The sequence below is a fragment of the Bosea sp. RAC05 genome (assembly GCF_001713455.1).
Classification (GTDB): domain Bacteria; phylum Pseudomonadota; class Alphaproteobacteria; order Rhizobiales; family Beijerinckiaceae; genus Allobosea.
This window is the reverse complement of sequence record NZ_CP016464.1, coordinates 4,218,987-4,231,370: the sequence shown is the minus strand read 5'-3', so window position 1 is coordinate 4,231,370 and position 12,384 is coordinate 4,218,987. Positions and strand designations below refer to the sequence as shown.

The 12,384-nt window shown below is 70.3% G+C and carries 9 protein-coding genes; 8 read left to right on the top strand and 1 reads right to left on the bottom strand.

What is annotated here, in order from left to right; all coding sequences use genetic code 11:
- Positions 1-82 precede the first annotated feature (82 nt).
- From BSY19_RS23535 to BSY19_RS23525, 3 genes are read left to right on the top strand one after another with little or no spacing between them, the layout of a single operon-like run.
- Positions 83-1,420: a BCD family MFS transporter gene (locus BSY19_RS23535; protein WP_069056279.1), complete on the top strand. Its 1,338-nt coding sequence runs from the start codon at positions 83-85 to the stop codon at positions 1,418-1,420.
- 5 nt (positions 1,421-1,425) lie between these two features.
- Positions 1,426-2,640, top strand: a complete 1,215-nt coding sequence (locus BSY19_RS23530) for a geranylgeranyl diphosphate reductase (RefSeq protein WP_236840439.1) — start codon at positions 1,426-1,428, stop codon at positions 2,638-2,640.
- A complete protein-coding gene (locus tag BSY19_RS23525) occupies positions 2,640-2,906 on the top strand; it encodes a hypothetical protein (protein WP_069056278.1) in 267 nt (88 codons plus the stop codon). Before BSY19_RS23530 ends, BSY19_RS23525 begins: the two co-directional genes overlap by 1 nt.
- Positions 2,907-2,938: 32 nt before the next feature.
- On the opposite strand, the gene ppsR is transcribed toward BSY19_RS23525, so the two are convergent.
- Positions 2,939-4,405 (bottom strand): transcriptional regulator PpsR, encoded by a 1,467-nt coding sequence (gene ppsR, locus BSY19_RS23520; protein WP_083247796.1) that lies wholly within the window; start codon positions 4,403-4,405, stop codon positions 2,939-2,941.
- 410 nt (positions 4,406-4,815) lie between these two features.
- Between ppsR and BSY19_RS23515 the strand changes: the two genes are divergently transcribed.
- The 5 genes from BSY19_RS23515 (at position 4,816) to hemC (ending at position 12,379) form a co-directional block, all read left to right on the top strand.
- Complete coding sequence (locus BSY19_RS23515) at positions 4,816-5,052, top strand: hypothetical protein (protein ID WP_069056277.1); 237 nt, start codon at positions 4,816-4,818, stop codon at positions 5,050-5,052.
- A gap of 1 nt (position 5,053) precedes the next feature.
- Positions 5,054-8,821, top strand: a complete 3,768-nt coding sequence (locus BSY19_RS23510; RefSeq protein ID WP_069056276.1) for a magnesium chelatase subunit H — start codon at positions 5,054-5,056, stop codon at positions 8,819-8,821.
- Positions 8,818-9,744, top strand: a complete 927-nt coding sequence (chlG, locus tag BSY19_RS23505; RefSeq protein ID WP_069056275.1) for a chlorophyll synthase ChlG — start codon at positions 8,818-8,820, stop codon at positions 9,742-9,744. Before BSY19_RS23510 ends, chlG begins: the two co-directional genes overlap by 4 nt.
- A gap of 21 nt (positions 9,745-9,765) precedes the next feature.
- The gene (locus BSY19_RS23500) at positions 9,766-11,319 is read left to right on the top strand and encodes an alpha/beta fold hydrolase (protein WP_069056274.1); all 1,554 of its coding nucleotides are present in this window, start codon (positions 9,766-9,768) and stop codon (positions 11,317-11,319) included.
- Between the two features lie 115 nt (positions 11,320-11,434).
- A complete protein-coding gene (hemC, locus tag BSY19_RS23495) occupies positions 11,435-12,379 on the top strand; it encodes a hydroxymethylbilane synthase (RefSeq protein ID WP_069056273.1) in 945 nt (314 codons plus the stop codon).
- Positions 12,380-12,384 lie beyond the last annotated feature (5 nt).

The following is a 12,384-nucleotide window of genomic DNA, read 5'->3' as shown; positions in this document are numbered from 1 at the left end:
TGACACGGTTTCAGCCATCCTCCCCGGTTTCACGGCAGGGCAGCGGCCCTCGCCCGGCCGGTCGGCCGGACGGAGCAGGGCGATGACGGCGCCGCTGGGCTGGCTCGGCATCATGCGCCTCGGGCTGGTCCAGACCGCGATCGGTGCGATTGTCGTGCTGACCACATCGACCATCAACCGGGTCATGGTGGTGGAACTGGCGCTTCCCGCCATCCTTCCCGGCCTGCTCGTCGCGCTGCATTACGCGGTGCAGATCCTGCGGCCGCGCTGGGGCCATGGCTCCGATGTCGGCGGACGGCTGACCCCCTGGATCATCGGCGGCATGGCGGTGCTGGCGCTCGGCGGCTTCGGCGCCGCGGCGGCCACGGCGCTGATGGAGACCGCCTTCTGGCCCGGCGTCCTGCTCGCGGCGGCATCCTTCGCGGCGATCGGCATGGGCGTCGGCGCGAGCGGAACCTGCCTGCTGATCCTGCTCTCGCGCCGCGTTGCCGATGCGAGGCGCCCGGCGGCGGCGACCGTCGTCTGGGTGATGATGATCGCGGGCTTCATCGTGACCGCGGGCCTCGTCGGCCATGCGCTCGACCCGTTCTCGACGGGCCGTCTGGTGGCGGTGTCCGGCCTCGTCAGCGCGCTGGCGCTGGCGATCACGGTGCTCGCGGTCCGGGGCGTCGAGGGGGAGGGCGCAGCCGTCGTTTCCGACAGGGCCGCGCCCGTCGATACGAGCTTCCGGGTGGCGCTGCGCGAGGTCTGGGACGAGCCGCAGGCGCGGCTCTTCGCCATCTTCATCTTCGTCTCCATGATCGCCTACAGCGCGCAAGATCTCATCCTCGAGCCCTTCGCGGGCACGGTCTTCGGCTTCACGCCGGGCGAGAGCACGCGGCTCGCCGGGGTCCAGAACGGCGGCGTCCTCGCCGGCATGGTGCTGGTCGCCGTGGTGACGACACTGGGCGGCTCGCGCGCGGGCTCGCTGCGCCTCTGGGCGGTCGGCGGCTGCCTCGCCTCGGCGCTGGCGCTGGCCGGCCTCGCGATGTCCGCCTTCGCGGGACCGGGTTTCCCGCTGCGCGGGACGGTGTTCGCGCTCGGCCTCGCCAACGGTGCCTACGCGGTGGCCGCGATCGGCTCGATGATGCGTCTGGTCGGCCAGGGCAAGCCGGAGCGGCAGGGCGTCCGCATGGGCCTGTGGGGCGCGGCGCAGGGTGTCGCCTTCGGGCTCGGCGGGCTGTGCGGCGCGGCGGCGACCGACCTCGCGCGGCACCTCGCCGCAACGCCGGCAGCGGCCTATGCCGCCGTTTTCGCCGCCGAGGCGCTGCTCTTCGTCGTGGCGGCGGGGCTCGCGCTGGCCGTGGCGCGACAGGCGACCGAGCGCGACCGCCGCGCCCGCAAAGACACGGACGGACTCCTCCTTCCCAACCCAGGGTGACCGCAATGAACCAGACCCTGCCGACTCTGCGTGACGATCCGGAGATGACCTATGACGTCGCCGTCATCGGCGGCGGACCGGCGGGTGCGACCGCGGCCCATGATCTGGCCTGCGCGGGACACAGCGTCGTGCTGGTCGATCGGGCCGGGCGGATCAAGCCCTGCGGCGGCGCGATTCCGCCGCGCGCGATCCGCGACTTCGCCATCCCTCCGTCGCAGATCGTCGCGCGCATCGCCTGTGCCCGCATGGTCGCGCCGTCGCAGACCAGTGTCGATATGCCCATCGATGACGGCTATGTCGGCATGGTCGATCGCGAGCCCTTCGACGAGTGGCTGCGCGAGCGCGCCGCCCTCTCCGGCGCCCGGCGCATCACGGCGACCTTCGAACGCTTCGAGCGCGATCCCGACGGGACGGCGCGGCTGCATCTGCGGCCCCGCGAGGGCGAGGAGCCGCTCAGCCTGCGGGCGCGGATGGTGATCGGCGCGGACGGCGCCAACTCCCCCCTGGCCCGCGCCGCGATGCCCGGCAGCAAGCGGCCGCCCTTCGTCTTCGCCTATCACGAGATCGTCCGCGTCCCGGCCCAGGCCGGTACCGGCTATGACGCGAAGCGCTGCGACGTCGTCTATCAGGGGCGTATTTCGCCGGATTTCTATGGCTGGATCTTCCCGCATGGCGAAACGGCCAGCATCGGAACCGGCAGCGCGCACAAGGGCTTTTCGCTGAAGGATGCCGTCGGCGTGCTGCGGCGCGAAGCGGGCCTCGAGGGCGCCGAGACGATCCGGCGCGAGGGGGCGCCGATCCCGATGAAGCCGCTGCGGAAATGGGACAATGGCCGCGACGTGCTGCTGGCCGGGGATGCGGCCGGCGTCGTCGCGCCCGCCTCGGGCGAAGGCATCTACTACGCCATGCTGGGCGGGCGGCTGGCGGGCGAGGCCGTCCAGCTCGCGCTGAAGACCGGCGATGCGCGCGCGTTGTCCACGGCCCGCAAGCGCTTCATGGCCGATCACGGCCGGGTGTTCTGGATTCTCGGGCTGATGCAGCGGATCTGGTACCGCAGCGACCGGCGCCGCGAGCAGTTCGTCAAGCTCTGCCGCAATCCCGACGTCCAGAAGCTGACCTGGGAATCCTACATGAACAAGCAGCTCGTGCGCGGCAAGTTCATGGCCCACGTTCGCGTGTTCTTCAACGATCTCAGCCATTTGCTGGGCATGGCGCGCTGATGGCCGGCTTCCCGCTCGGAAGCGTCGTCGATCTGGCGCTGGCGGTGATCGCGGTCGAGCTGGTGCTGATCGCGCTCGCCCGGCGGCGGGGCGGGAGCCTGGCGCTGCTGCCGACCGTTCTGTCGGGGCTCGGCCTGCTGCTGGCGTTGCGCACCGGCCTCGCCGGAGCCGATCCGCGGCTGACGCTGGCGGCGCTGAGCTTCGGCGGCCTCGCCCATGTGGCCGATCTCGTGCTCAGGCTGCGGCGCGGTTCCGCGGCCGGCTGAGGGCTGGCGCGCGGCTCAGAGCCGTTCGTCGCTCAGAGCTGTTCGTCCTGGTCGGCGAGGTCGCCGAGGCCGTGGCGGCGCAGCTTGGCATAGAAGCTCTGGCGGCTGAGGCCGAGCATCTGCGCCGAGGCGGCGCGGTTGTTCCGGCTCAGATCCAGCACCGACTCGATGCAGAGCCGTTCGATGACGTCGCTGGTCTCGCGCACGATGTCCTTCAGCGGCACATTGCCGACCAGCTTCGCCAGCTGCTCGACCGACCGCGGCAGGGCTGGGCCGCGCTGCGGGGGCGAGGCGGCTTGCGCGCCCTTGCTGCGGATGATGAGCCCGATCGAGCCGGAATCGCCGGCCCAGGCCGTGACCGCCGACAGCTCGACCGCCTCGACGCCGCCGAAGGCGCCACGCACGACCGTGGGGAAGTTCCTGATGACGCCGTGGTCGGTCAGCGTGCCCTGGATCAGCGGCAGATCGATGCCGGGCCGCCCGAGCCAGCGGTCCAGCGGCTCGCCGATCGCCTGATGGCGCGAGGCCAGCTGCGCCAGCTCGAGAAAGGCCCGGTTGGCATGCAGGACGATGCGGTCGGGACTCATGATGACGCAGCCGTCGGGGGTCTGCTCGACCATGCCATGGACATGTCGCAGCGAGGCGTCCGCGCCGAGCGCGACCGCATCCGCCTCCGGCCGGCGCAGACGCACCAGCAGATGCACCGCCGATTCCTGGCGAAAGGCGATGGCGCGGATCGCCGTCTTGCGCGCGGTGCCGGTCCGCGACACCTCGACCTCTCCCGCCACGCCGGAATGGCGCGCCGAGGCGAGCATGGTTTCCAGCGCATCGCCGCTCATCGGGGAGAACAGGGAGGGGAGCGTGATTCGGCCGAGGCGATCGGGCTGCAGGTCGAGTTCGGCCAGCGCGGCGGGATTGGCCTCGATCAGCCTCAGGCTCGCGGCGTCTGCGATCAGGATCGGCTCGGGGGAGGAATGGAAGAGGACCCGGTAACGCGTCTCGGCGAGCCGCAGCCGCGCATATTCGCGCTCCATCGCCTGCTGGGCCTCCAGAAGGCGGTTCTGGAGGGCGGCGACGCGGAAGAGGTCGCGCCCGATCAGGCAGCGCAGGCCGCTGCCGCCGTCGTTCACGCGGTGGTAGCGAAACGACCGTTGCGTGCCGTCGGGTCCCGGGTGGTTGATCTCGCTGGCTGCAGGTTCGGAGGCCGGGTCGTCGCCGACCAGCCCCACCGCCTTGGCCCTGCTGTCGGGCGAGACCACATCGGGGAAGCTGCGCCCGATCCAGGCTTCGCCATCCCCGATCGCCGCGACGATCACGCCGGCGGGATCGAGCAGCAGCGCAACGTCGGCCGTCGACGCGATGATCTCGCGCACGAAGGCCGACATGCCGCCGGGCCAGGCGGCGGCCTGTGGTTTCGCAGTCTGGTCCCGGGGCGGAGCAGAAGACATGGCGACGAAGGCCCGTTCCGTGTTGAAGGCCTGCATGTGTGTGAGTTGCATCGGAACCGGATGAGACCGGCACCGCCGTCATCTTCAAGGTCCTGGACTGGAGCGCTGCAGGAGGCTTGCGAGGCACCCGCCCAGCCGCGACCGGCGCCCGGGACGGTCAGCACGATCCTGACACTCCATCCGAGACGGATACGGAACCGCAGCCGCGCGGTTCGGGTCGGATGGCTCGATCGTGACGAATGCCGGCGCGCGCCTTCCACGCGGTGCCGGAAACCTGTCATCCGCACGTCTGTTCCGTTTCCAGAACGGTAGCGCACATCGAAGCGATGTAAAGTGAAATATACAAATCATCGATCTCAAAGCGTCAATCAAACTTGACATGTCGCCTCAGTGGAGCGAGCCTTGGTTGGCCACGAGCGCAACCGCCACCCGGTTGACGGCGTCGGCAGGAGGCGTCGCCGATGACGTTTCACGCAGAACTGACCCAGCCCGCGTCGCGGCGCGGTGCGAATGCGAAGCTCTCCCCCTCCCGTCCGTCCGCCGCGGCGCGAGCCGCCCCGGCCCGGGAGCCACTCTACGACGCGCTCCATGCCTGTCCGACCCGCCGGATGCTGGGATGGCGCATGTCGGCGGCGGCCAGCGGGGCGCGTGGCCGCGACGGCGACGCGACCGAGGCCCTGCCGACAAAGGGGCTGTGACATGGCCGCACCTCCCCGGGCCGAGGTCCCTGGCGGCGCTGCGACGCGGATCCGCGTCGTCATCGTCACCATGGATACCCATGTCGCCAGCGCGACGGCCCGGGCGCATCTGGCGCTGAAGCGGGATCTGCCGGGCCTCGAGCTCAGCGTCCATGCGGCGTCCGAATGGTCCGCCGATCCGCGCACGCTCGCGCGCTGTCTCGAGGCGATCGCCGGCGCCGACATCGTGATCAACACGATGCTGTTCATGGAAGATCATTTCCTGCCGCTGATGCCGGCGCTGCAGGCGCGGCGGGATTCCTGCGACGCCATGGTCTGCATCATGTCGGCCGGCGAGGTCACCCGGATGACCCGGCTCGGCCGCTTCAAGATGGACGGCCCGTCGAGCGGCCCGATGGCGCTGCTCAAGCGGCTGCGCGGCAACAAGGGCAAGCCGGCCGGCGGCGGCGCCAGCCAGATGAAGATGCTGCGCCGGCTGCCGCAGATCCTGCGCTTCATTCCGGGCACGGCCCAGGATGTGCGCGCCTATTTCCTGACGCTGCAATACTGGCTGGCGGGGTCGGAGGAGAACATCGCCAATCTGGTGCGCTTCCTCATCGACCGCTATGCCGATGGCGAGAGGCGCGTGCTGCGCGGCACGCTCAAGGTCGGCAAGCCGGCCGAGTATCCCGAGACCGGCGTCTATCATCCGGCCATGCCGGGCCGTGTCAGCGCCGATGCGCAGGCCCTGCCGATGGGGGCCGGCGCCAAGGGCACGGTCGGGCTTCTGGTCCTGCGCTCCTATGTGCTGGCGGGCAATTCCGCCCATTATGATGGCGTGATCCGGGCGTTCGAGGCGCGCGGCCTCAACGTCCTGCCGGTCTTCGCGACCGGGCTCGATGCGCGCGAGGCGATCGACGCCTTCTTCTTCCGCAACGGCCGCCCGGTCATCGACGCGCTGGTCTCGCTGACCGGCTTCTCGCTGGTCGGCGGCCCCGCCTACAACGATTCCCAGGCGGCACAGGATGTCCTGGCGCGGCTCGACGTGCCCTATATTGCCGCGCATCCGGCCGAGTTCCAGACGCTCGACCAGTGGGGCCCGTCGGATCGCGGCCTGCTGCCGGTCGAATCGACCATCATGGTCGCGATTCCCGAGCTCGACGGCGCGACCGGGCCGATCATCTTCGGCGGGCGCACGGAACAGGCCGGGCACTGCACCGGCTGCAGCCGCGCCTGCCAGTTCCCGCCCAGCGAAGGCCAGCGCGACATGCATGTCTGCGCCGAGCGCGCCGAGGTGCTGGCGGCACGGACCGAGAAGCTGGTGGCGCTGCGGCGCTCGGCCCGGGCCGAACGCAAGGTCGGCATCGTGCTGTTCAACTTCCCGCCCAATGCCGGCAACACCGGCACGGCGGCCTATCTCTCGGTGTTCGAATCGCTGCACCGGACGCTGCTGGCGATGCGGGCCGAGGGCTACAGCGTCGCGGTTCCCGACAGCGTCGATGCACTGCGCCAGGCGATCATCGAGGGCAATGCCTCCCGTTATGGCGCGATGGCGAATGTCCATGTCCGGATCGGTGCGGGCGAGCATATCCGGCGCGAGCGCTGGCTCTCCGAGATCGAGGCCCAATGGGGCCCGGCTCCCGGCCGCCAGCAGAGCGACGGATCCTCGATCTTCGTGCTCGGCGAGCGCTTCGGCAATGTCTTCGTCGGCATCCAGCCGAGCTTCGGCTATGAGGGCGACCCGATGCGCCTGCTCTTCGAGAAGGGCTTTGCGCCGACGCATGCCTTCTCGGCCTTCTACCGCTGGATGCGCGAGGATTTCGGCGCCCATGCGGTGCTGCATTTCGGCACCCATGGCGCGCTCGAATTCATGCCGGGCAAGCAGAGCGGGCTCTCGGCCCAGTGCTGGCCCGACCGGCTGATCGGCGATCTGCCCAACATCTATCTCTACGCCTCGAACAACCCTTCCGAGGGCGCGATCGCCAAGCGGCGCGGGGCGGCGACGCTGATCAGCTACCTGACGCCGCCGGTGGCTTCGGCCGGGCTCTATCGCGGGCTGATTGAGCTCAAGGGCTCGCTCGACCGCTGGCGCGGCCTGGCGCCGGACGAGATGCGCGAACGGGACGAACTCGCCGTGCTGGTCCAGGCGCAGGCGGCCGCGCTCGATCTCGCGCCTGCCGAGCCGGCCTGGAGCCGCCAGGACCTTCAGCCGCGTATCGCGCGACTGACCGAAACGGTGCTGGAGCTGGAATACACGCTGATCCCGCATGGGCTGCACGTCGTCGGCGAGCCGCTGTCGACCGAAGAGCGCGTCGACATGCTGCTGGCGATGGCGGAATCCAGCCATGGCCAGCGGCCCGACCGGGCGCTGATCGGCGATCTCGTCTCAGGCCTGAGCCCCGAGCGGGCGCTGAAGGCGCAGGGTCTCGAGCCGCAGGGCCCGATGCTGGCGATGCTGACCGAACTGGCGGCCGCCGATGCGCTCCTGGCTGAGGATCATGAGATCCAAGGGCTGATGCGCGGGCTGGACGGCCGCTTCATCCGCCCGGCGCCCGGTGGCGACCTGCTGCGGACGCCGGCCGTGCTCCCGACCGGGCGCAATCTGCACGGGTTCGACCCGTTCCGCATCCCCAGCGCCTTTGCGGTTCAGGATGGCGCGAAGCAGGCCGCGCGTCTGCTCGACCGCCATCTGGCCGACGGGAACCCGTTGCCGGAGACCGTCGCGCTGGTGCTGTGGGGCACCGACAACCTCAAGACCGAAGGCGCGCCGATCGCCCAGGCGCTGGCGCTGATGGGCGCCGCGCCGCGCTTCGACGGCTATGGCCGGCTCGCCGGCGCGCAACTCATACCGCAGGACCAGCTCCAGCGTCCGCGCATCGACGTGGTGATGTCGCTGTCTGGCATCTTCCGCGATCTCCTGCCGCTGCAGATCCGGCTGCTGGCGGAGGCCGCCTTCCTCGCGGCATCAGCCGACGAGCCGCCGGAGCGGAACTTCGTGCGCAAGCATGCTCTGGCCTACCAGGCGCAGCATGGCTGCGATCTGGAGACGGCGGCGTTGCGGGTCTTCGGCAATGCCGAGGGCGCCTACGGCTCCAACGTCAACAATCTCGTCGAGAGCGGGCGCTGGCAGGACGAGGACGAACTGGCCGAGACCTATACGCGCCGCAAGGGCTTCGCCTATGGCCGGGGCGGGCGGGCGGTGCAGCAGCCCGACCTGCTGAAGAGCGTGCTCGGCGGCGTCGAACTCGCCTATCAGAACCTCGATTCGGTCGAGCTCGGCGTCACCACGGTCGATAACTACTTCGACACGCTGGGCGGCATCAGCCGGGCGGTGCGGCGGGCGCGGGGCGGGACCTCGACGCCGGTCTATATCGGCGACCAGACCCGCGGCGAGGGCACCGTGCGCACGCTCTCGGAGCAGGTCTCGCTGGAGACGCGCACCCGCATGCTCAATCCGAAATGGTATGAGGGCATGCTCAAGCACGGCTATGAGGGCGTGCGGCAGATCGAGACCCATGTCACCAACACGATGGGCTGGTCGGCGACGACGGGCCAGGTCGAGCCCTGGGTCTACCAGAAGCTGACCGAGACCTATCTGCTCGACCCCGCCATGCGCGAGCGCTTGGCCGCCCTGAACCCGACGGCCTCCGCCAAGCTCGCCAACCGGCTGATCGAGGCGCAGCAGCGCCAGTACTGGCAGCCCGATGCGGCGACGCTGGCCGCGCTGCAGCAGGCCGGCGATGAGCTGGAGGACCGGCTCGAGGGCATCGGCATGGAGGCGGCGGCATGAGCGGGACCGGCGCCACGATCAGGCCCGGCACCGGGCCCGTGGCCTATCCCGCGCCATCGGCCGTCCTCGAACTGCTCAAGCCGATCACCTGGTTCCCACCGATGTGGGCATTCGCCTGCGGGGTGGTGTCGTCAGGCGTTTCGATCGCCGACAATCCGGTCGTCGCGCTGTTGGGCATTGTTCTCGCAGGCCCGCTGGTTTGCGCGATGAGCCAGGCGATCAACGATTGGTATGACCGCGAGGTCGATGCGATCAACGAGCCGCACCGGCCGATTCCCTCCGGCCGGATACCCGGGCGATGGGGGCTCTATATCGCGATGATCTGGACCGGGCTGTCGCTCGCGGTCGCCTCGCTGCTCGGCTCCTGGGTGCTGATCGCAACCTGCCTCGGCCTGTTCCTGGCCTGGGCCTACAGCGCGCCGCCGCTGCGGCTGAAGCGCAATGGCTGGCTCGGCAACGCGGCCTGCGGCTTTTCCTATGAGGGGCTGGCCTGGGTGACGGGGGCCGCGGTGATGCTCGGCGGCGCGCTGCCGCCCTGGCCGGTGCTGACACTGGCGCTGCTCTACAGCCTCGGCGCCCACGGCATCATGACGCTCAACGACTTCAAGGCGATGGACGGCGACCGGCAGATGGGAATCCGCTCGCTGCCGGTCCAGCTCGGGGCGCAGGGCGCGGCGCGCGTCGCCTGCGCGATCATGGCCGCGCCGCAGTTCGTGGTGATCGCGCTGCTGCTGCAGTGGCAGCGGCCGGTCGAGGCTCTGGTGGTGGCGGCCTTTCTGACGGGGCAGCTCGTGCTGATGATCCGCTTCCTGCGCGATCCGGTCGGCAAGGCGCTGTTCTACAGCGGCTTCGGCGTGCCGCTCTTCGTCTTCGGCATGATGGCGAGCGCGGTCGCTGTGCGCAGCCTGCCCGCGGGCTTTTGAGGCGATGGGTTCGCGCGCGGCATGACGGGGCGCGAGCCGGGCCGGCCTGCCCTGGGATGGATCCGGCTTCTGCTCGGAGGCCTCGCCGTCGTCGCGATCGGTGTCGCCCTGTCGCAGTTGCAGGATGCGCGGCGCGGCGTCACCACCGAGACGATGACGGCGGAGGGCACGCCGATGACGGTGTTCCGCCCGGTCGAGCGCATGGCGACAGCCCCGGTCGTCGTGATCGCGCATGGTTTCGCCGGCTCGCAGCAGTTGATGCAGCCCTTCGCCGTCACGCTGGCGCGCGCCGGCTATATCGCCGTGACCTTCGACTTTGCCGGCCATGGCGCCAATCCGATGCCGCTTTCGGGCAGCATCTCCCGGGAAGACGGTGCGACGCGCCGGCTTGTGGACGAGACCGCGCGCGTCGTCGACAGGGCCAAAGGGCTGGGCGACGGGCGGCTCGCTCTGCTCGGCCATTCGATGGCGACCGACATCATCGTGCGCGTCGTCCAGAGCCGGGCCGATGTCGGGGCGACGGTGGCGGTCTCGATGTTCTCGCCCGCCCTCACGGCGACGAGCCCACGCAACCTGCTGGTCATTGCCGGGGAATGGGAGGGTGGCTTACGACGCGAGGCACTGCGCGCGGTCGCGCTGGTCTCGGCGCCGGCCTCGCCCGAGCCGGGCGTCACCTATGGCGATATCGCAGGGGGCACCGCCAGGCGCGCCGCCGTCAGCCCCCGGGCGGAGCATGTCGGCGTGCTCTACAACGAGGCGAGCCTGCGCGAGGCGCTGGCCTGGCTCGATGCCAGCTTCGGCCGGTCCGCGACGAGGGCCCCCGATCTCGACGGCCGCGGCGTCTGGATCCTGCTCCTGCTCGCCGGCGTCGTCCTGCTGGCCTGGCCGCTCTCGGCGCTGCTGCCGCGGGTGGCCTCGCCGCCAGTCGGGGCGGGGCTGGGCTGGCGGCGGATTGCGCTGCCGCTGGTTCTGCCGGCGCTGCTGACGCCGATCCTGCTGCGCTTCGTGCCGACGAATTTCCTGCCGGTCATCGTCGGCGACTATCTCGCCGTGCATTTCGCCGCCTATGGCGCCCTCACGGCGCTCTGCATCGCGTTTCGCCAGCGCGGGCGCGACCGCCCGCGTTCGACCGTGTCGCGCGGCCGGCTGGCGGCCGGGACGCTGGCGCTGATGCTGTTCGCTCTCGTCGCCCTGGTCTGGCCGGTCCACAGTTTCGTGACGGCGTTCGTGCCTGCAGGCCATCGCCTGCCGCTGTTTGCCGCGACACTGGCCGGCACGCTGATCTATTTCCTCGCCGATGAATGGCTGACGCGCGGGGAGGGGGCGGCGCGCGGCGCGTTCCTCGTCTCGAAGCTCGCCTTCCTGGTCTCGCTCGGCCTGGCGGTCGCGCTCGATTTCCAGCGGCTGTTCTTCCTGTTGATCATCGTCCCGGTGATCGTGCTGTTCTTTCTCGTCTACGGGCTGTTCAGCGCCTGGGCGTTCCGGCGCTCTGGCCATCCCTTCATGGCCGGCATCGCCAACGCCTTCGCCTTCGCCTGGGCGATCGCTGCGACCTTCCCGCTGGTGGCGCGATGACGGGGCTGTCCGGGACGGGAAAGCAGTTGACGTTGCCTCGGCGACTTGCTCGGCTGATAGAGACTTCGATCGTTCACGAGGGCGCCCTTCGGGCCCAGGCTTAGGTCATTCGTCCATGCTTCTGAAAATCGGTACGCGCCGCAGCCCCCTCGCCATCGCGCAGACGAACTACATCGCCTCGCTGATCAAGGCGAAGCATCCCGACACCGAGTTCTCGCTGCATCCGATCGCGACGATCGCCGACAAGGACCGCGTCTCCGAGTTCCACCAGTTCGGCATCATCGGCGTGTTCTCGACCGAGCACGAGGACCAGCTCACCTCGGGCGAGGTCGACATCGTCGTGCATTCGCTGAAGGACCTGCCGACGACGCTGCGCGAGGGGCTGGTGCTGGCGGCGGTGCCCGAGCGGGTCGATCCGCGCGACGTGCTCTGCGGCTCGACGCTGGCCGATCTGCGTGAAGGAGCGCGCGTCGGCACCGGCTCGCTGCGGCGGCGCTCGCAGATCCTGAGCCTGCGGCCGGATGTCGAGGTCGTGCCGATCCGCGGCAATGTCGGACCGCGTCTGGCCAAGATCAACGGCGATGACGGGTTGGACGCGGTCATCCTGGCGCAGGCCGGGCTGCAGCGGCTCGGCCTCGAAGGCGCGACCTCGGAGCTGCTCGACCCGATCCTGTTTCCCTACGCCATTGGGCAGGGCGCGCTCGGCGTGCAGGCGCGGGACGACAACCCGACGATCCTGGCCATGCTCAAGGACATCGAGGACCCTAAGGCGCGCGCGGAGGTCGATTGCGAGCGGGCGCTGCTGCATGCGCTCGGCGCTGGCTGCAGCCTGCCGGTGGGCGCGAGCGCGACCTGGCAGGGCGACCGGCTGTTCCTGCATGCGCAGATCACCGCCCATGACGGATCCCAGCGCATCACCGCCAGCGACGATCGCCCGGGCCGGGAGGCGGTCGCGCTCGGTCTGGTGACCGCCGAGGCGCTGCGGCTCGCCGGCGGCGTCGATGTGCTGGAAGCCTCCTACCGGAGCGTCGGCGCCCATTTCAAATATGTCGGCGCCTGACGAAG